General features: G+C 39.5%; 15 protein-coding genes. 4 read left to right on the top strand and 11 right to left on the bottom strand.

Going from position 1 to position 20,049, the window contains the following annotated elements; all coding sequences use genetic code 11:
* Nucleotides 1–7 precede the first annotated feature (7 nt).
* Nucleotides 8–3,073: a chondroitinase family polysaccharide lyase gene (locus ACYUCW_RS09740; RefSeq protein WP_460408488.1), complete on the top strand. Its 3,066-nt coding sequence runs from the start codon at nt 8–10 to the stop codon at nt 3,071–3,073.
* Nucleotides 3,074–3,130: 57 nt separating this feature from the next.
* Nucleotides 3,131–6,172 (top strand): chondroitinase family polysaccharide lyase, encoded by a 3,042-nt coding sequence (locus ACYUCW_RS09735; RefSeq protein ID WP_460408486.1) that lies wholly within the window; start codon nt 3,131–3,133, stop codon nt 6,170–6,172.
* 407 nt (nt 6,173–6,579) lie between these two features.
* Here the strand turns inward: ACYUCW_RS09735 and ACYUCW_RS09730 are convergent, their stop codons facing one another.
* The 11 genes from ACYUCW_RS09730 to agaR form a co-directional block, all read right to left on the bottom strand.
* Entirely contained in the window at nt 6,580–7,650 is a 1,071-nt protein-coding gene (locus ACYUCW_RS09730; RefSeq protein ID WP_004244200.1) for a glycoside hydrolase family 88/105 protein, read from the bottom strand.
* A gap of 17 nt (nt 7,651–7,667) precedes the next feature.
* On the bottom strand, nt 7,668–8,423 hold the full coding sequence (gene kduD / locus ACYUCW_RS09725; protein ID WP_049257428.1) for a 2-dehydro-3-deoxy-D-gluconate 5-dehydrogenase KduD: 756 nt from the start codon (nt 8,421–8,423) through the stop codon (nt 7,668–7,670).
* A gap of 80 nt (nt 8,424–8,503) precedes the next feature.
* Nucleotides 8,504–9,334 (bottom strand): 5-dehydro-4-deoxy-D-glucuronate isomerase, encoded by an 831-nt coding sequence (gene kduI / locus ACYUCW_RS09720; protein WP_004244203.1) that lies wholly within the window; start codon nt 9,332–9,334, stop codon nt 8,504–8,506.
* Between the two features lie 42 nt (nt 9,335–9,376).
* Nucleotides 9,377–10,546 carry an N-acetylglucosamine-6-phosphate deacetylase gene (nagA, locus tag ACYUCW_RS09715; RefSeq protein ID WP_071425357.1) on the bottom strand — a complete coding sequence of 390 codons (1,170 nt, stop codon included), beginning with the start codon at nt 10,544–10,546 and terminating at the stop codon, nt 9,377–9,379.
* Complete coding sequence (agaF, locus tag ACYUCW_RS09710; RefSeq protein WP_004244205.1) at nt 10,543–10,977, bottom strand: PTS galactosamine/N-acetylgalactosamine transporter subunit IIA; 435 nt, start codon at nt 10,975–10,977, stop codon at nt 10,543–10,545. Before agaF ends, nagA begins: the two co-directional genes overlap by 4 nt.
* A 99-nt stretch (nt 10,978–11,076) precedes the next feature.
* Nucleotides 11,077–11,967 (bottom strand): PTS system mannose/fructose/sorbose family transporter subunit IID, encoded by an 891-nt coding sequence (locus ACYUCW_RS09705; protein WP_004244207.1) that lies wholly within the window; start codon nt 11,965–11,967, stop codon nt 11,077–11,079.
* Nucleotides 11,957–12,724 (bottom strand): PTS N-acetylgalactosamine transporter subunit IIC, encoded by a 768-nt coding sequence (gene agaW / locus ACYUCW_RS09700; protein WP_004244210.1) that lies wholly within the window; start codon nt 12,722–12,724, stop codon nt 11,957–11,959. Before agaW ends, ACYUCW_RS09705 begins: the two co-directional genes overlap by 11 nt.
* A 49-nt stretch (nt 12,725–12,773) precedes the next feature.
* Nucleotides 12,774–13,268, bottom strand: a complete 495-nt coding sequence (gene agaV, locus ACYUCW_RS09695; protein WP_004244211.1) for a PTS N-acetylgalactosamine transporter subunit IIB — start codon at nt 13,266–13,268, stop codon at nt 12,774–12,776.
* A 24-nt stretch (nt 13,269–13,292) separates the two neighbouring features.
* Nucleotides 13,293–14,483, bottom strand: a complete 1,191-nt coding sequence (locus ACYUCW_RS09690) for an SIS domain-containing protein (RefSeq protein WP_460408483.1) — start codon at nt 14,481–14,483, stop codon at nt 13,293–13,295.
* A 12-nt stretch (nt 14,484–14,495) separates the two neighbouring features.
* The gene (gene kbaZ, locus ACYUCW_RS09685; RefSeq protein ID WP_004248615.1) at nt 14,496–15,776 is read right to left on the bottom strand and encodes a tagatose-bisphosphate aldolase subunit KbaZ; all 1,281 of its coding nucleotides are present in this window, start codon (nt 15,774–15,776) and stop codon (nt 14,496–14,498) included.
* 54 nt (nt 15,777–15,830) lie between these two features.
* A complete protein-coding gene (gene agaR / locus ACYUCW_RS09680; RefSeq protein ID WP_004244214.1) occupies nt 15,831–16,610 on the bottom strand; it encodes a transcriptional repressor AgaR in 780 nt (259 codons plus the stop codon).
* Between the two features lie 536 nt (nt 16,611–17,146).
* On the opposite strand from agaR, the gene ACYUCW_RS09675 reads away from it, so the two are divergent.
* Both ACYUCW_RS09675 and ACYUCW_RS09670 read left to right on the top strand, forming a co-directional pair.
* Nucleotides 17,147–18,382, top strand: coding sequence for an anaerobic sulfatase maturase (locus ACYUCW_RS09675; protein WP_460408481.1), 1,236 nt, complete (start codon nt 17,147–17,149; stop codon nt 18,380–18,382).
* 40 nt (nt 18,383–18,422) lie between these two features.
* Nucleotides 18,423–20,033 carry a sulfatase family protein gene (locus ACYUCW_RS09670; protein ID WP_163748555.1) on the top strand — a complete coding sequence of 537 codons (1,611 nt, stop codon included), beginning with the start codon at nt 18,423–18,425 and terminating at the stop codon, nt 20,031–20,033.
* The last annotated feature ends 16 nt before the right edge of the window (nt 20,034–20,049 follow it).

Genomic DNA, 20,049 nt, shown 5'->3' with positions numbered 1-20,049 from the left:
AAATATAATGCCGATATTTCGTTTTACTGCGCTTGCAATGACATTGGGGTTATTATCAACCCCCTATCATGTTATTGCTGCCACCAGCAATCCTGCATTTGATCCCAATCATCTTATGCAATCAGAAATTTATCATTTTGCACAAAGTGATCCATTAGCTGATTTTTCATCAGATAAAAATTCAACACTAACTTTATCTGATAAACGTAGCATTATGGGAAACCAATCCCTTTTATGGCAATGGAAAGGTGGCAGTAGTTTTACTTTACATAAAAAGCTTATAGTTCCCACAGATAAAGAAGCCTCTAAAGCATGGGGACGCGCTTCTACACCTGTTTTATCATTTTGGCTTTACAACGAAAAACCTATTGATGGTTATCTCACTGTTGATTTAGGGGAAAAGCTCAATGCCACCAGCGAAGCCCAAGCTGGCTTTAAAGTAAAACTAAATTTCACTGGCTGGCGTGCTATTGGTATCTCTTTAAATAACGATCTTGAAAATCGTGAGATGACTTTAAATGCAACAAATACATCATCCGATGGTACTCAAGATAGTATTGGTCGCTCTTTAGGTGCGAATGTTGACAGCATTCGTTTTAAAGCCCCTTCTAATATCAGTCAGGGTGAAATCTATATCGACCGTATTATGTTTTCTATTGATGACGCCCGTTACCAATGGTCTGATTATCAAATAAAAACACGATTATCAGAGCCGGAAATTGAATTTCACACCGTACAACCTCAATTACCTGTAACACCAGAAAATTTAGCTGCGATAGATCTTATTCGCCAACGTCTTATCAATGAATTTGTTGGTGGTGAAAAAGAGACGAATCTTGCTTTAGAAGAGAATATCAGCAAGCTAAAAACGGATTTTGAAGCACTGAATATTCGCCCTCTTTCGGATGGAGGAATGCAAGGTCGACATCTTATCACCGATAAACAAACTATCATCTATCAGCCAGAACAGCTTAATTCTCAAGACAAGCAACTTTTTGATAATTACGTCATTCTTGGTAACTACACCACATTAATGTTTAATATTAGCCGTGCTTATGTGCTCGAAAAAGATCCAACACAAAAAGAACAGCTAAAACAGATGTACCTCTTGATGACCAAGCATCTATTAGATCAAGGATTTGTCAAAGGTAGTGCCCTAGTAACCACTCACCACTGGGGATATAGTTCACGTTGGTGGTATATCTCTACATTATTAATGGCTGATGCACTAAAAGAAGCTAATCTACAGACAGAAGTCTATGATTCTCTACTTTGGTATTCACGAGAATTTAAAAGTAGTTTTGATATGAAAGTTGGCGCAAATAGCTCTGATTTAGACTATTTTAATACCTTATCTCGTCAACATTTAGCGCTATTATTACTTGAACCCGATGATCAAAAACGTATTAACTTAGTCAATTCTTTTAGTCATTATATCACTGGTGCCTTAACTCAAGTACCACCGGGGAGTAAAGACGGTTTGCGTCCTGATGGTACGGCATGGCGACATGAAGGTAATTATCCCGGCTACTCTTTCCCAGCATTTAAAAATGCCTCACAGCTGATTTATTTATTACGAGAAACACCTTTTGCTGTAGGTGAAAGTGGCTGGAATAACCTAAAAAAGGCAATGATTTCAGCATGGATCTATAGTAATCCTGAAGTTGGCTTACCTTTAGCGGGAAGACACCCCTTTAACTCACCTTCCCTACAATCTATAGCACAAGGTTACTATTGGCTCGCGATGTCTACCCAACCAGCGCCAGATAAACAGTTAGCATCTATTTATTTAGCAATTAGTGGTAAATCGCGAAATGAATCTCCCACTATTTTTGGTGAAGAGATAACGCCAGCATCCCTTCCTCAAGGGTTCTATGCCTTTAACGGTGGTGCCTTTGGTATTCACCGTTGGCAAGACAAAATGGTGACATTAAAAGCCTATAATACCAATGTATGGTCATCTGAAATTTACAATAAAGATAACCGTTATGGCCGTTATCAAAGTCATGGTGTTGCTCAAATCGTTCGCAATGGCTCTCAACTTTCACAAGGCTATCAGCAAGAAGGCTGGGATTGGAATAGAATGCCTGGCGCCACAACCATTCATCTTCCGCTTAAAGAACTTGATAGCCCTAACCCACACACCTTGATGCAACGAGGTGAGCGAGGATTTAGCGGCACATCAGCCCTTGAAGGAAAATATGGCATGATGGCGTTTGATCTTCTTTATCCCGCTAATCTTGCGCGTTTTGATGCTAACTTTACCGCTAAAAAAACCGTCTTAGCGGCGGATAACCATTTAATTTTTGTCGGTAGCAATATTAATAGCAGCGATAAAGATCACCCTGTGGAAACAACGTTATTCCAACATGCTATTACGCCTGAGTTAAACACTATTTGGATTAATGGCCAAAAAATAGAAGGTTTTCCTTATCAAACTACGCTAAAACAAGGAGATTGGATAATCGATAGTAATGGTAACGGTTATTTAATTACTCAAGCAGAAAAAGTGAATGTCAGCCGCCAACACCAGACTTCGGCTGAAAATAAAAATCGTCAACCCACGCAAGGAAATTTTAGCTCCGCATGGATCGACCACGGTATTCAACCCAAAGATCATAGTTATGAGTACATGGTTTTCTTAGATGCAACACCGGAAAAAATGGCGCAATTAGCCGAGAAATTCCGTGCTAACAATGGGTTATACCAAGTTATTCGTAAAGATAAAGATGTACATATTATTTACGATAAACTCAGTCAAATAACAGGTTATGCATTTTATCAACCAGCAGTCATTGACGATAAATGGATCAAAAAAGTCGATAAGCCGTCCATTGTTATGACACACCAGGAAGGAAATATACTGACGGTGAGTGCTGTAACACCTGATTTAAATATGACTCGCCAAAAAGCGGCAACCCCCGTCACCATTAATGTGACAGTGAAAGGGAAATGGCAACCCACAGCTCAAGACAGTGAGGTAAAATATAACGTTTCTGGGGATAATACCGAACTTATTTTCACCAGTTACTTTGGCATTCCACAAGAAATTAAACTCTCTCCTCTCTCTTGATTAAACCTTTAAAGGAGCGCATTCGCGTTCCTTTTTTATTTTGCAGGAAATCTGATTATGCTAATAAAAAATTCTTTAGCTTATGCGATTACACTAAGTTTCTGCTTATCCTTACCCGCACAAGCATTACCTTCTCTTTCTCATGAACCTTTTGGCGATCTTTATCTTTTTGAAGATGAAATGCCAAATACCTTGAGCACCTCAAATGACCATCAGCTATCACTAAGTAAAGAGCATGCTAAAGATGGCGTACAGTCACTCAAATGGCAGTATCAACCCCAATCAACATTAACACTTAATAATGAAGTTAATTATCAAGATGATAAAAATACAGCAACACCACTCACTTTTATGATGTGGATTTACAATGAAAAACCACAGTCAACGCCCCTTACATTACAATTTAAACAAAATAATCAAGTAGCATTAAGTTTTAAAACGGAACTGAATTTCACGGGTTGGCGAGGTATTGCAGTTCCTTTTCGTGATATGAAAGGCTCAGCAACAGGCAAATTAGATAAATTAGTCATTACTGCACCAGATCAAGCAGGTACGCTTTTTTTTGATCAAATAATTATGAGCGTACCTTTAGATAATCGTTGGCCTATTCCTGACTATCAAATTCCATATGTTAATAATGCAGTAAATACAATGGTGAGTAAAAATTGGAGTGCATTATTGATGTACGATCAAATGTTCACAGCGCATTATCCTACATTAAATTTTGCGACTGAGTTTCGTGATGATCAGCCTGAAGTGGCATCTATTTATCAACGTTTTGAATACTATCAAGGTGTCAGTCGTGATAAAAAAATCACCGCTGAAATGATCGACAAAAATTTAGCATTATGGAAAAAATTAGCCTTAGAACAACATGCTGATGGCTCAATAACCGCAAAAGCCCTTGATCATCCTAATCGCCAGAATTTTATCAAAGTCGAGGGGGTCTTTAGTGAAGAAACCCAAAAAGCATTACTTGATGCCAACATGCTAAGAGATGTAGGCAAAACGCTTCTTCAAACAGCGATTTACTTGCGTAGTCACTCCTTATCAGCAATCGATAGAAAAAAATTAGAAACGCTCTATTTATTAGGCACTCGTTACGTTCTTGAACAAGGTTTCACACGGGGGAGTGGTTACCAAATTATTACTCACGTAGGTTATCAAACAAGAGAGCTTTTTGATGCATGGTTTATTGGTCGCCATATTCTAGCAAAACATAATCTGTTAGCACCGACACAACAAGCCATGATGTGGTATAACGCAACAGGGCGCATATTTGAAAAAGATAATGAAATCGTTGATGCAAATGTCGATATTCTCAATACCCAATTACAGTGGATGATAAAAAGTTTATTGATGTTGCCAGATTATCAACAGCGCCAACAAGCCTTAGCACAATTGCAAAGTTGGCTAAACAAAACCATTCTTAGTTCTAAAGGTGTCGCTGGTGGCTTTAAATCTGATGGCTCTATTTTTCACCATTCACAACATTATCCAGCTTATGCCAAAGATGCATTTGGTGGCTTAGCGCCTAGTGTTTATGCCTTAAGTCATTCCCCTTTTCGTCTTTCATCACCAGCACATGCACGCTTAAAAGATGTATTATTAAAAATGCGTATCTATACCAAAGAAACACAAATTCCTCTGGTATTAAGCGGCAGACATCCTACGGGAATACATAAAATAAGTATTGATCCCTTCAAATGGATGGCTCTTGCAGGTACGCCCGATGGTAAACAAGAGCCAGATACTACATTAGCAGCCGCTTATGCAAAATTAGCAAACAAAGATAGCTTTGAAGGTATTAAAGCAGAAAATGAACCGGTAGGTGCATGGGCAATGAATTATGCTTCAATGGCAATCCAGCGTAGAGCATCAATAACAGCGCCACAGCAAAGCTGGCTTGCTATCGCTCGTGGTTTTAGTCGTTATTTAGTGGGTAATGAAAGTTATGAGAATAACAACCGTTATGGTCGTTACTTGCAATATGGGCAACTTGAAATTATTCCTGCGGATTTAACTAAATCTGGTTTTAGTCATGCAGGTTGGGATTGGAATCGATATCCAGGAACGACTACGATCCACCTTCCTTATGATGAACTAGAAGCAAAACTAAGCCAATTGCCAAGTGCAGGCATAGAAGAAATGTTGCTTTCAACACAACGTTATTCTGGTGCCAATACACTAAATAATAACAGTATGTTTGCCATGAAATTACATGGTCACAGTAAATATCAACAACAAAGTCTAAGAGCGAATAAATCCTATTTCTTATTTGATAATAGAGTGATCGCATTAGGCTCTGGTATTGAAAATAATGATAAACAACATACAACAGAAACGACACTGTTCCAGTTTGCTGTTCCTAAGTTACAATCAATTATAATTAATGGTAAAAAAGTGAACCAACTCGGTACTCAATTAACCTTAAATAATGCCGATACATTAATTGATCCGGCGGGTAATTTGTATAAATTAGCTAAAGGGCAAACGGTAGAATTTAGTTATCAAAAACAATACTCTGTTGATGACAGAAATTCACAGCAAACAGAACAATTGTTTGCAACAGCCGTTATCTCTCACGGTAAAGCCCCTAAAAATGCAAATTATGAATATGCAATAGCCATAGAAGCACAAGATAATAAAGCGCCTGAATACACCGTATTGCAGCATAATAATCAACTTCATGCAGTAAAAGATAAAATCACGCAAGAAGAGGGATATGCTTTTTTTAATGCCACCGAAGTCAATTCATCTCAAGCTTTATTATTATCAAGTGATTCCCCCACTATGGTAATGGTAAAAAAACAAAAACAACAATTAACGCTAAGTATTGTTAATCCTGATTTAAATTTATATCAGGGTATTGAAGCTGACCAAATTGATAATAAGGGTAACCAGGTTGAAGTGAGTGTTTATTCTCGCCAATGGCTTACAGCCGATCCTCAACCAATAAGTAGTACAGTTACTGTAAAAGGGATTTGGAAATTAGCCACACCACAATTAGGTGTTAATATTAGATATCAAAATAATAATACGCTAATTACAACAACGACTATACAAGCAATACCAATAACAGTTTATTTAATTAAGTAAAAGTCGTAACTTTTAAATTAAAGAGTCTCGATATAAAACATCGAGACTCTTTTTATTTATAAATCAATTTAGCGAATCAATTATTTTATTTAAATAATAAATAATCATATCTTCATTTATTATTGATAATAAATCTGTTGTCTCATTTTAATAATTTGTTATGCTCTGCGCCGGGTGCTTGGATCAATCTGGTTCAAGCATTATGCCAATACCAGAAAGAGAAAAGCCCCGGAAAATATACTGTATATTAACCGAGGCGGACTCAAAAACAGACAGTTTGATTCTGCCTCCATTCTTATCGGAGCGCAAGAGGAAATGAAAAAGTCGACTTTTATTTTAGCCAATATATTAGTTAGAAACAAATTAAAAGGAATAGGTATTAAATTACCAATTATTAATATAAAGAGCTAATTATTTAACGTCATTTTTAATACTTCACTACCCGCTAATAAGTATGCTCCAGCGCCATAATCCATATTATGTTCAAACTTTACCTCTCGCGGGTTAAATGCCGGAAGTTGTACCCAACCAATCATACCATTATCATGAATACAGGATTGTAATGCTGACCACGCTCTATGTAATGCGGGAAAATATTCTTCTTTATTTAATTCACCCTGATTTATTCCCCATGCAAGTCCATAACAAAAAAGCGCGGTAGCTGAACTTTCAGGTGCAGGGAAATTATCAGGATCTAATAAACTGGTGCGCCAAAAACCATCTTCATGTTGGTAATCTAGGATAGAACGCGCTAATTGTTTAAACAGTGTTATATAACGATCGCGCTCATGATAATCATCAGGCATATATTGAAGAATGCGAGGAATAGAAGCTAAAACCCAACCAATACCGCGACTCCAAAATACTTTTTCACCATTAGCTTCACGCATTTCATTTCCCTGACCATCAGGAATATAGCGGTGATCGCGGAAAATAAGTCCAGTTTCAGCATCACGTAAATGTTCAATAGCATCCCAATAAGCGGTATGCATATAATCCAAATAACGTCGTTCGCTAATAATTTCAGCCAAAGCAGCAAAACCAGGAGGTGCCATAAAAAGTGCATCGCACCACCACCAGTCTTCACGCCCTGGTTTTGGATCATTTAGCATGATATCAAACGCTTTAATCGTCGGTTCAAGAATTTCAGATTGTTCAAACAAAGGACTTATCGCCAAATAAGCTTGAGCGCAAACATGATCATCCGCAAAACGTGCATTAGGACCTGTTCTAAATCCAGTATGTAAGGTGTAATTTAACACACCATTAAGGTACTCTTTATCTTGTGTCGCTTGCCATGCCGCACTTACACAGGTCCATAAAACACCGCGTTCCCAATCTGTATCTTTAATAAAACGAGTTTTACCACTACGGCGACGAACACTGCGAACTTGATGAGCCGATTGATAACGATAAACCCGTTTCATATTTTGTAACACGAGATCTCTTTGTAAAGCCTCTGTATTAGCGTGTTCCATCCTAGTTCTCCATAAGATTATCGAGCTAACCAACCACCATCAACCGCAATGGTATATCCATTGATATAATCACTAGCTTTAGAGGCTAAAAATATGGCAGGACCTGCGACATCTTCAGGTGTTCCCCAACGCCCCGCAGGAATACGCTCTAAAATAGCAGCATTACGCGCTTCATCAGCACGAAGTGCAGTGGTGTTATCGGTTGCCATATAGCCTGGGGCAATTGCATTTACATTAATATTATATTGTGATAATTCCGTCGCTAATGCCCGTGTTAATCCCATTACCGCGGATTTACTTGCCGTATAAGAAGGAACTCGGATACCGCCTTGATAAGAAAGCATTGACGCGATGTTGATTATCTTGCCACCTTCGCCTTGTTTGACAAACTGGCGAGCCACTTTTTGCGATAAGAAAAACAGTGTCTTTTGGTTAATATTAATCACATCATCCCAATCTTTTTCACTAAATTGCAAAAGATCTTCACGGCGAATAATACCGGCATTATTCACTAAAATATCAATACGTCCCATCACCTTAACAGCCTCATCCACTAAAGCATCTAATCCATCTTGTTGGATTAAATTTTGCGTGATGTAATGAAAACGACGGCCTAACGCTTCGACTTTTTGACGCGTTTCAGGAGCATCTTGAATACCCACGCCAACAATATCCGCACCGGCTTGTGCTAAACCTATTGCCATTCCTTGCCCTAAGCCTGTATTACACCCAGTAACAATGGCAACTTTGCCTGTTAAATCAAATAAATTCATGATTAAAACCTCTAGAAGTGTGGCAATAATTGCCACACTTTTTTTGTAGGAATAAAGAATAAAATGTAATTAATTATCTGTTATTTCAGATCTTTCATAGCAACATGATCCATATCGTGGAATACCTGGTTTTCACCCACCATTCCCCAAATAAAGGTATAAGATGCGCTTCCTACGCCAGAATGAATTGACCAACTAGGACTAATGACAGCTTGTTCGTTGCGTACCACTAAATGACGAGTTTCAGTTGGCTCTCCCATATAATGGAAAACCACATTGTCATCTTTCATATCGAAATAAAGATATACTTCCATACGACGTTCATGAGTATGACATGGCATTGTGTTCCACAAGCTACCCGGCTCAAGCACTGTCATCCCCATGGATAATTGACATGTTGGTAACACTGAAGGATGTAAAAACTTATAAATCGTACGAACGTTACAATTTTCTGCATTACCTAACTTTTCAGGTGAGGCCTGCTGTTGAGTAATTTTGCGAGTAGGATAGGTGTGATGTGCTGGTGCACAGTTAATATAAAAACGCGCCGGTGTCTCTACAGAATCACTGGTGAATTCAACAGATTTGGCTCCCATACCAATATAAATGGCTTCACGAGGGCCAATTTCAAATACCTCACCGTCTATAATAACTTTACCCGCACCACCAATATTAATAGCACCTAATTCACGTCTTTCTAAGAAGAAATCAACACCAAGTGCTTTACCCGCCATTAATGCTAAAGGTTGAGTTGTTGGGACAACTCCCCCAACAATAATCCGATCTATATGGCTATAAGTGAGATTCATTTCCCCTTCACAGAATAGGTTCTCAATCAGGAACTCTTTACGAAGTCCTTCTGTATCAAGCCTTTTAGCATGTTCACTATGAATTGGCTGACGAATTTCCATTATAAATACCTCATTTTTACTGATGGGAGCATAACGAAAAGGTTATGCATGATCCCCGGATACAGAGTAAATATGATTTCCTCTGATGAATGTATCGGTAAGATGAAAACACTCATCCACCACGGCAAAGCTGGCTTGTTGACCTGCTTTGATATAACCCAATTTATCCCCTATGCCGAGATACTCAGCGGGGATCGCCGATGCCATTTGAACCGCTTCCCACTCAGGAATATGTGCAAGTTGCACCATGTTTCTTAACGCACTATCAAGACTGCAAGTGCTGCCAGCTAGCGACCCATCGGCAGTTTTTGCCTGTCCATTGGTGACGGTGACCGTTTGAGCACCTAATGTGTAATCACCATCAGCTAAACCTCCCGCCCGCATACAATCTGTAATTAGGGCAATCTGTTGATACCCTTTCATGCGATATGCCAGTTGCATCATTACAGGGTGAACATGGATACCATCAGCAATAAGTTCAGCTAATACGCTGTGATATAACACTGCACCACAACATCCCGGCTCACGGTGATGAAGCCCGGTCATGCCGTTATACAGATGCACACCACAATCAGCACCGTGTGAAAAAGCTCGTGAAGCTTGTTCATAAGTTGCTGCTGTATGTGCCACACTTGGTTTAATTCCTCGGCTGACCAACCAATCAATCGCATTCATCGCACCTTCAGCTTCAGGTGCAACAGCAACACGCAATAGCGATCCCCCAGCACTGTCGAGTAATGTTTCTAATTCACAGATGGTCGGCGCTTTGAGATATTTCACAGGGTGTGAACCACGATGGCGTTCTGTAAAATAAGGGCCTTCTAAAAAGCTACCGAGTAACAACGCACCTGTTGCTTGAGGTTTTGATACAAACTCACGGACTTGTAATAGCGCATGACGGATATCCTCCATCGGTGCTGTGACAGTCGTTGCAACCCAAGCCACTACCCCTGTTTTAACCAGCGCATCGGCTATAGTTTGTAGCCCTTGTTGCGTTGCATCCATCACATCAGCCCCTTCACGACCATGAATATGGATATCCACAAAACCGGGTAATAATGATTTTCCTTTTAAGCGAATAACTGGGCAATCTGTTGGTGCTTGTGTGGTGATTGATTCAATATTTTCACCATTAACATGGACATAGCAGAGATAACGGATACCTTCAGGTGTAAAGGTTCTATCTGCTAAAATGGCATATCGCTGATTCATAAGCCGTCTTCTTCTTCAACATCATGACTATCTATTTGTGCCAATTGCTCTCGAATATCTTGAATGCTGTCTTGACCAATTTCGCGTAGCGTTTGCACCAATTCCGTCGTTGAACACCCTTCCCGTTCAAATGCCGCATTAACAATCATGGGTAAATTGACCCCAGCTAACACCTCAACAGAGGGATTTTGCATCATGATTGCCATTGCGCGATTACAGGGGGTACCGCCAGGTAAATCTGTTAAGAAGAGATATTGCTGGCATGACATAGCGTTAATCGCTTCACGCATTTTTTGTTCAAGCTCATCCGGAGAAATTGACTCAATAAAATCAATAAACGCGATATTTTCTTGCTCACCAGCAATCGCCTTTACAGCGGATGCCATACCTGTAGCAAAATTAAGATGTCCTGAGACAATAAGACCTATCATGAGTAACTCCTTGCGAGTAGCAGATAGCTCTACTACCCGTTTGTAGCAAGTTAATAATGTATTTCGATTAACAGTGTCGACAATTAGGGCATCTCTTTTTTATAAGAATCCTAATACATGCCCAATAACGCCAAATGCTAGGGTTGAAAAAATCAATACCGGAGGCTTACCCCAAAAACCGGTACTTTTCACCATTTTGTACATTAAGAAAACTAAGCACAGTGGCAGTAAATTCGGCATAATTTTGTCGAAGAGGGCTGTTTGTAATTCAACGACTTTTCCGCCAAGTTCCAGCGAGGCGGTGGTTTGCACTTTGATAAAGGTCGCCGAGAGCGCACCAATCACAAAGATCCCCATAATATTTGCCGCTTTCGCTAATTTTTCAGTGGCATCGCTCATATTGACCATTGCCGCAGTACCTGCGCGATAGCCCATAAACATCAGCCCGAAATACACTAAAAAATGCACAATTTGATACAAGAAGAAGAAAACGAAAGGTCCTGCAATCGAGCCTTCCATTGCAATAGAAGCACCTAATGCTAAGGTCAAAGGCATTAAGGTCATATGGTCGATAGCATCACCAATGCCCCCTGTCGGCCCCATTCCTGCCACTTTCATCACATTAACAGTCGATGGCTTTTCTTTGTTCTCTTCCATTGCCACCGCCGTTCCTAATAAAAAGGTAAACAGCTTTGGACTGGCATTAAAAAATTGCAGATGGTTTTTCAACGATGTTGCATAATCGCGTTTATTATTGCCGTGAATTTTCTTCAATGCTGGAATAATTGAGAAAGCAAATCCACCACCTTGCATACGTTCAAAGTTGAAGTTACCTTCCATAAATAAGCCACGGAATGCACACTTCCAAAGTATGCCTTTAGTAATAACTTTTCTGACAGCAGTATCTTGATACTCATCAATGCCATCAATCAAAGAACCTGTTTCTGGTTTATCCTGCGTTTTCAATGCGGTGCTGTTATCAGATACCATCTTCGAAATCCTCATTCTGCTGACTTGAATTTTTATTGTTACCACTAAAGAAGAAGTAGAGTGCGGCGGCTGATGCGCCTAAAATAGCGACGGCCATAATTGGGAGTTTGAGATAGGTTGTCATCACGAAACCAATAAAGAACACACCGGCCACTTCTTTTGACCACATAATTTTTAGAAGCATTGCAAAACCAATTGCGGGTACCATTTTCGCCCCAATACCTAATCCTTCTAATAAGACTTTTGGCGTGTTCTCATCAATCCATTGAGCAGCATGTTCACCAAAATAAACAGTAACAAAAGCGACTAAAGCATAAAGGAGTGAACGGACAATAAGTGTAATAATCAGCAAGCGAGAGATCCCCGCCCCGTCAGCCTTTTCTGCATATCGATCCGCTTTACCCATGGTAAATGCAGTCATAGCAAAGAAACCAATCACCAACATCTGCATTAAAACAGCAATAGGCATACCTATTCCCATTGCAACTTCCGGTGATTGTTTTGTCATTACTGCAAAAGCAACTGCTGCAATGGTGCCTAAAGTCACATCTGGTGGCTGAGCTCCGGCATTAGGTACAAGCCCTAACCATGCAAGTTCTAAGGTAGCACCTGCAATTAATCCTACTTGCATATCTCCCATAATCAGACCGACAACGGGCCCTGTAATTAATGGTCGATGGATATTTAATGCCACGTCGTACTTATCGATACCGCAAAAGAAGGCCCATAAAGCCACTAAAGAAGCTTCAAAAATCATAAATTATCCTCAAACCTGCCTATAGCAGGTTTTCTTGATCAGGAAATAATCAGGCTGATGCGAGTGTTAGTACATCAACAGGAGTTTGATCTGGTGTGTTTTGGACTGTGCAAGTAACCCCTTTTTCGATAAGACGCTTAAAAGCACTAAGATCTTTTTCATCGATAGAGACTGTTTTCGCAATTTGACGTTTACCTTCATGAAAATGCATATTGCCAACATTACAATGAGTAATAGGCACGCCACCTTCAACTAAACGGGCTACATCAGTTGGGTTATTACACAGAACAAAAATTTTCTGACGAGGAGATGCTTTGCTAATAACATCAATAGTTTTTTGAATAGAGAAAAAGCGAACCGCATATTCGCCGCCAGCAGATGCTTTCATTCCCGCCTGCATAAATGCAGCATTGGGACCTTCAGCAGCATCATCATTAGCGACTAAAATTAGGTTTGCTTCCGTATGTTTACCCCATGTAATGCGGATTTGTCCATGAAGTAAACGTTCATCAATGCGGGTCCAGACAATATTAGGTGTGTTCATAACTAGCTCTCTTATTATATTTTATTAATTTAAAGCAGACTGTGTGTCTTCTGTTTTAAGTGAGAACGGATAAATTGTGACGCCTTGTACAACTCGATTGATTTCTCCGGTTGGAGATGGATTATCAGGCGTATTCCCTAGTGCAATAGAACTGTGAAATGCAAATGATTGCGCCAACATCAAATAAGGGAACAATAGCGCCACATCTGAACAGTTCTCTAACGCTGGAATATAAACAAAACTCTCTGGTGAAAAAGTTTTATCATTTCGTGCGGTGATCGCGATCACCTTGCCTGATGCATTATCGTGAATAACCTCTCGTAATAAATCTGTCTCGTATTGACGTGTATAAGGATCATTAGAGAAAAACATCACCACAAGGGTTTCTTTATTTACGATGGATTTAGGCCCGTGTCGAAAGCCTAATGGGGTATCAAAATTGGCTACGACTTTACCCGCCGTCAGCTCTAACATTTTTAATGCGGCTTCTTGTGCTAGCCCTTGTAATCCTCCGCTACCAAGATAAATAACGCGTTTGAATTTTCCTGCGTATTGATGGCGGATAATTTTATTTGCTTTGTCAAATTGCGCTTTGTAATCACTAAAAAACGGCGCAATAGCATCAGTAAATACACTATCGCCTAAAAAGATAGTGACCGCCGCCATCATCATTGAAGAAAAACTTGATGTCATTGCTAATGAGCGATCGTTTGACTCTTCCGGCATTAATAACGCCAGTGCCTTATGACTATTTTGGCAATATTGATAAAACTGGCCCTGAGGGTTACAGGTTAAAACTAAGTGGTAACATTGCGATAAGCACTTCTTTGCAATATCTAACGCAGCCACACTTTCGGGGCTATTCCCTGAACGAGCAAAATAAATCAGTAATGTAGGGATATCTTCGGCTAAATATTCTTGAGGATCAGCGACTAAATCCGTTGTGGCAATAGCATCAACACGACGTTTTATAGCTCCCGTCAAAATAGGTGCTAACGCTCTACCGGCAAACGCGGATGTTCCAGCTCCCGTAAGAATTATTCTGCTATTTGATGCCTCCAATGCTTTTTCTAAAAAAGACTCAATATCAGCACGTTTTTCTCGAATTGATAGCCATGTTTTTTTCCAGCACTCTGGTTGCTGGTCAATTTCTTTCACTGTCCAAAATGCGTTTAACTGCTCAAGTTCAGCGGTTTGATAGCTTAAATATTCCATGGTTTCCCTCAATTAATGGACATTGCACGCATCGGCATAAACCGACAACACATCACGAATTTTCGCAATAACAAATGACTCAGGCGTACCCGCAATTTTCCCCTCTCTAAACTGGGTAAATTGATAAGGCAAATATTGGCTAAGTAAGGGAAGTGGAATAGGCTTAACAGATAAATTATCCATTAATGTGTCAATAGCAGTATTAATCTCGGCATCAGGCCAATAATAACGAATACGATCACTAAAACTATAAACACGAGCAAAGGCGAGTTGACGTTCATCACCGTGATAATATTTTTGCCAAAAATTAGGCTCACGGCACATCAATTGTTCCATTTTTTCACGTAATCGAGAGCACTTTTCAAGAGGAAATAATGTTTCTTCAATGGCGCAAAGAGCATATAAACCTTCACGCATAGCAAATGTTAGCGCCGGCCCAACTTTTAAAATAGCAAAGTGATCATGGACGAGTTGCTGATAAGCTTGATTGGTTTGATAATCTGTAGAGTGAGCTTCAAAAACCAGATGAGAATAGTCATTTACTACTTGGCTTAACGCTTGTGCTTTTTCAGATTGATAATCAATAATACCGGTATGATCAAATTCAACCCCAGGCTGTACAACTAAACCTATAACACGAGTCCAACACTCTCCCACACCAGCGTCATAAAATGCTTGGCGATGGCACGCTAATGTTTTACGGGCAGCATCAGGTGAAGTCACCTCAACGGTATCAAGCTCTTCAGCAGCACCACCAGGAACGGGGACTTCTGTGCCAACAACATAAACAATATCACTAAAACCAAATGTCTTTTTGGCGGTATTTTCTGCAATAACAGCAAGACGAGCTGCACGCGATGCCACGATTTCATCTGTTAAAGGAATAGGATCATCTGCACAAGACATACTGCAATCAAGATGGATTTTTTTAAATCCCGCGGCAACATAATGTGCAATAAGTACATCCGCATTTGCCATCGCTTCTTCAGCATTAAGATGCTGCCAGCGATTAGGCCCTAAATGGTCACCACCAAGGATAAGCTTTTCGACAGGAAAACCGACATTTTCCGCTTTCTCAATAACATATTGGTAGAAATCAGCGGGAGTCATACCTGTATAACCACCAAACTGATCAACCTGATTAGAGGTGGCTTCAATCAGCAGAAAGGAATCATCGTCCAGCGCTTGTAATAAAGCAGCTTCTATTACTAAAGGGTGGGCAGAACAAACAGAATAAATACCATTCTGTTTGCCTGATTTATGTTGCTGAACAATCTTTTCTAAAGGATGCATGTAAATACTAACTCCATAATCAACACCGGCGGTGTTGCTAATGGAGTTAGCAAATTACGCTGTCTTATCGTCCACGATGATAACGTCGATTTTATGATCTTTCAGTTCCTGAACATACTCATCAGGAATACCTGAATCCGTCACTAACACATCAATATCACCAAACTCTCTGATCATATGACAGCTGCGTTTACCGAATTTCGTAGAATCTGCAACCGCAATAATCGTTTCTGAGATATCACACATTAAACGGTTAAGACTGGCTTCCTGTTCATTGTGAGTAGTGATACCAACACGTAAATCAAATCCGTCAACACCAAGAAAAACCTTATCGAAACGGTAATTTCTTAGACTATTTTCAGCTTGTGAGCCAGAAAAAGACAATGCACTTTTTCGCAATACACCACCTGTCATTAAAACCTCAACACCTGTGGTATTTGCTAACTCCATTGCGACATCCAGACCGTTAGTCATGACGACTACATTTTCGCGCGACTTTAAATGTGTCGCGATTTCGCGTGTAGTTGTCCCCGAGTCAAGAATGACGGTGTCTCCATCCTTTATCAGCGTTGCGGCAGCTTTCCCGATTAATGTTTTAATGCCCGCATTTTGTCCACGTTTTTCATGGATACTCAGTTCAGCAATAAAGCCTGTATTAGGAATTGCTGCGCCATGAGAGCGAACGATATAGCCATTTTTCTCAAGAAAACTTAGATCGCTGCGGATAGTGACACTTGAGACTTTAAATAATTCAGCGAGATCTTCGACTCTGGTTTTGCCCTGTTGGTTAACCATATCGAGGATTTCCATACGCCTCTCAACTGCCGCTTTCACTTTCGTCTCCTTACGAAACCAAAAGATTTGCTTTCGATTGATTTCGAATGTAGTTTACTACGCCAAATTTAACCGACAACGCAAAAAAACAAAACTTTTGATCTCTTTCACAAAGTTTCGATTTCACTGTCGATTGCTTACGATTATTTTCGTGTCATGTCAATGATAGCCTTGAGGGCATCAGTTTCCAATAAATAAAATGATATAAGGTAATGTCACTCTTATGATTACACCATATATAGCTATATAAAATGCCATGAAATAGAGTTAATAGCGAAATATTTCACAAAAATCAGATTAAAAATTCAAAATAATTATTTATTTTCGAAAAATAAAAGAGTCATATCGCTCAAATAATCAAAAGAACACGAAATTATCGCCATGAGAACATCGTTAAATTGAAAATTATTGTGTTATATACTTATCAATAAACTTTCATTTACTTTCGATATTCTATATTTGTGATTTTAATCTCTTTTGTTTTGTAAAAATTTACGTAATGTAACAGGATAAAAAATAAACTCAGGAAATAAATAATGGCATCAAATCAACCTGCTTTATTTCATATGATGGCAAAGCCGACAAGCTACCACTGTAATATTAAATGTGAATATTGCTTTTATCTGGAAAAAGAAAATATTTTTCAAGATGAGACAAAAGAAACAGGCCATACAGTGATGCCTGATGGTGTACTTCGTCGTTATATTAAAGACTATATTCAGTCACACAGTGGCGATCAGGTTGATTTTGCTTGGCAAGGTGGTGAACCAACGCTTGCAGGATTAGCCTTCTTTGAAAAAGTGGTCAAATACCAAAAGCAATTTGCTAACGGCAAGACAATTACCAATAGTGTACAAACCAATGCGATTGCCATTAATCGCCAATGGGCACAATTCTTTGCTGATAACCACTTTCTATTAGGCGTTTCAATTGATGGCATTGAAGCCATTCACGATAAATATCGTATTTCAGTCAATGGTAGCCCAACATTTGAACGCGTAAAACGCGCCATCAATTTACTAAATGAGTATGGTGTTGAATTTAATACATTAACCGTTGTAAATGATCAAAACTGGAATAAAGGAAAAGAGACTTATCAAGCTTTAAAAAATTTAGGTTCAACTTTTTTTCAATTTATTCCCATAGTCGAAGTGGATAGACGTTTCCCACACACTCATGGCGGACATTATGCTCCCGGTCCTAACGCACAATTAGCGGCTTTCTCTGTTCCCGCTGAAGGTTACGGAAAATTTATGACCGATATATTCAATGAATGGATACGCCAAGGTGATGTAGGAAAAATATACATTCGCTTATTTGATAGCTTATTAGGGACATGGATGGGATATCCTGCATCAACATGTATTCAATCTAAAACTTGTGGTCAAGCATTAATTATTGAAGCCAATGGTGATGTTTACTCTTGTGATCACTATGTTTATCCCGCTAATAATTTAGGCAACATACAACTAACAAGTCTTGCACAGCTCGCAACATCAAAAACACAGCAACGCTTTGGTCAAAATAAATACGATAAACAAACCAACCTTTGCAAACAGTGTGAAGTGCAAAGCTTATGTTATGGCGGTTGTCCTAAACATCGCATTATTGCGATAGAAGGCGAAAAATATCGCCACAATTATCTATGTCACTCTTATAAAAAAATATTTCATCACACGGCAATCGGCATGCAATTAATGCGTCAAGCGATAGCTCGCGGAGGCCTTGCCAGTGATGCACTTGGGGCGATGCAAAAAAACTATCTCAAGTGACTCTTATTTTATTTCATTTTATTTATTTTGGAGACAATCTGTGACCTTACCTTTTATTAAAAAAAGCATACTCGCGGGGATCATTGCCACGTCATGTTTAAGCCTTCCAATATCAGCCCATGCTGGTGGCACACCTGAAAAACCGAATGTACTGTTAATCGTAATGGATGATTTAGGCACAGGACAACTTGATTTTGTACTGGATACCTTAGATGTAGATGTGTTAGCTCAGCGACCAACACCTCCTCGTTATAAAGGTGATATCAATAAAATGATAGAAGCCGCACGTATTGCGATGCCTAATGTCAGTGATATGGCAGAAAACGGTGCAAAAATGACTAATGCATTTGTAGCTCATCCCGTTTGTGGCCCTTCTCGTGCAGGTATCTTTACAGGACGCTCGCCCGCCAGTTTTGGTACTTACAGCAATGATGATGCCATTTTAGGTATACCCCAAGATATCAAATTGTTACCCTCACTTTTCCAAGAAAATGGCTATGCCACTGCTAGCATTGGTAAATGGCATAATGCAAAAGTTATCCGTAAACCGAAAATAAATGAAAATAAACAAACCCGTGATTATCACGACAATATGATCTCAACCCCTGAAGCGGGTTATGCGCCTCATGAGCGGGGCTTTGATTACGCCTTTAGTTATTATGCATCAGGTGTTGCCTTATGGAATTCGCCTGCATTTTGGCGTAATGGTGTCAATGTTCCTGCTCCGGGTTACACCACCCATCTATTAACGGATGAAACACTAAAATTTATTGATGAACATAAAGATAAACCTTTTTTTATCAATCTTTCTTATAGCGTTCCACACATACCGTTAGAGCAAGCATCTCCTGCTAAGTATATGGATAAATTTGATACAGGGAATGTGGAGGCAGATAAATATTTTGCCGCCTTAAATGCAGCAGATGAAGGTATTGGACAAATCATTGCGAAATTAAAAGAAAATGGTGAGCTAGAAAATACATTAATTTTTTTCTTATCTGATAATGGTGCAGTTAATGAATCCCCCATGCCCATGAATGCCATGGATAGAGGCTTTAAGGGCCAGATGTTTAATGGTGGAGTTAGAGTACCTTTTATTGCTTATCAACCCGGAACTATTCCCGCGGGAACAAAAAGCGATGCGATGATCTCCGCACTTGATATTTTGCCAACCGCGTTACAAGTCGCTGATATTCAAATTCCTGATAGCCTGCAAGTAGAAGGTAAAAACATTATGCCATTGCTTAAAGGTGAAACAACGCGTTCGCCTCATGCTTATCTGTATTGGGCAGGCCCCGGCACTAAGCATTATAGTGAAGAAAACCAAGAGTTTTGGCATGGTTATCATCAATGGATCACCTATCAACGTCAAACGCCTCCAGTAAACCCTAACTTAGAGAAACTGTCTAAAGGTGCTTGGGCAGTGCGTGATGGTGAATGGGCGCTCTATTTTTATGATGATGGTAAAAATCAACCACAGCTTTTTAACGATAACACCGATCCTGGCGAATCAATCGATTTGGCAAAACAAAATCCACAAAAAGTGGCTGAACTAAAAAATGCGTATTACCAGTGGATCAAAGATAAACCTAAACCTGTTATTTGGGGGCAAGATCACTATCAAATACTAGTAGATTCAGCCAAACCTTAAACTCAACTTCCGTTTT

The organism is Proteus sp. MB838, assembly GCF_054767435.1.
Note: the sequence above shows the minus strand (reverse complement) of the source record. Positions and strands in the feature narration are given on the sequence as shown.

Coding starts and splice junctions, on each gene's coding strand:
- ACYUCW_RS09740 (WP_460408488.1), top strand. CDS start 8: ATGCCGATATTTCGTTTTACTGCGCTTGCAATGACATTGGGGTTATTA.
- ACYUCW_RS09735 (WP_460408486.1), top strand. CDS start 3,131: ATGCTAATAAAAAATTCTTTAGCTTATGCGATTACACTAAGTTTCTGC.
- ACYUCW_RS09730 (WP_004244200.1), bottom strand. CDS start 7,650: ATGGAACACGCTAATACAGAGGCTTTACAAAGAGATCTCGTGTTACAA.
- kduD (WP_049257428.1), bottom strand. CDS start 8,423: ATGAATTTATTTGATTTAACAGGCAAAGTTGCCATTGTTACTGGGTGT.
- kduI (WP_004244203.1), bottom strand. CDS start 9,334: ATGGAAATTCGTCAGCCAATTCATAGTGAACATGCTAAAAGGCTTGAT.
- nagA (WP_071425357.1), bottom strand. CDS start 10,546: ATGAATCAGCGATATGCCATTTTAGCAGATAGAACCTTTACACCTGAA.
- agaF (WP_004244205.1), bottom strand. CDS start 10,977: ATGATAGGTCTTATTGTCTCAGGACATCTTAATTTTGCTACAGGTATG.
- ACYUCW_RS09705 (WP_004244207.1), bottom strand. CDS start 11,967: ATGGTATCTGATAACAGCACCGCATTGAAAACGCAGGATAAACCAGAA.
- agaW (WP_004244210.1), bottom strand. CDS start 12,724: ATGATTTTTGAAGCTTCTTTAGTGGCTTTATGGGCCTTCTTTTGCGGT.
- agaV (WP_004244211.1), bottom strand. CDS start 13,268: ATGAACACACCTAATATTGTCTGGACCCGCATTGATGAACGTTTACTT.
- ACYUCW_RS09690 (WP_460408483.1), bottom strand. CDS start 14,483: ATGGAATATTTAAGCTATCAAACCGCTGAACTTGAGCAGTTAAACGCA.
- kbaZ (WP_004248615.1), bottom strand. CDS start 15,776: ATGCATCCTTTAGAAAAGATTGTTCAGCAACATAAATCAGGCAAACAG.
- ACYUCW_RS09675 (WP_460408481.1), top strand. CDS start 17,147: ATGGCATCAAATCAACCTGCTTTATTTCATATGATGGCAAAGCCGACA.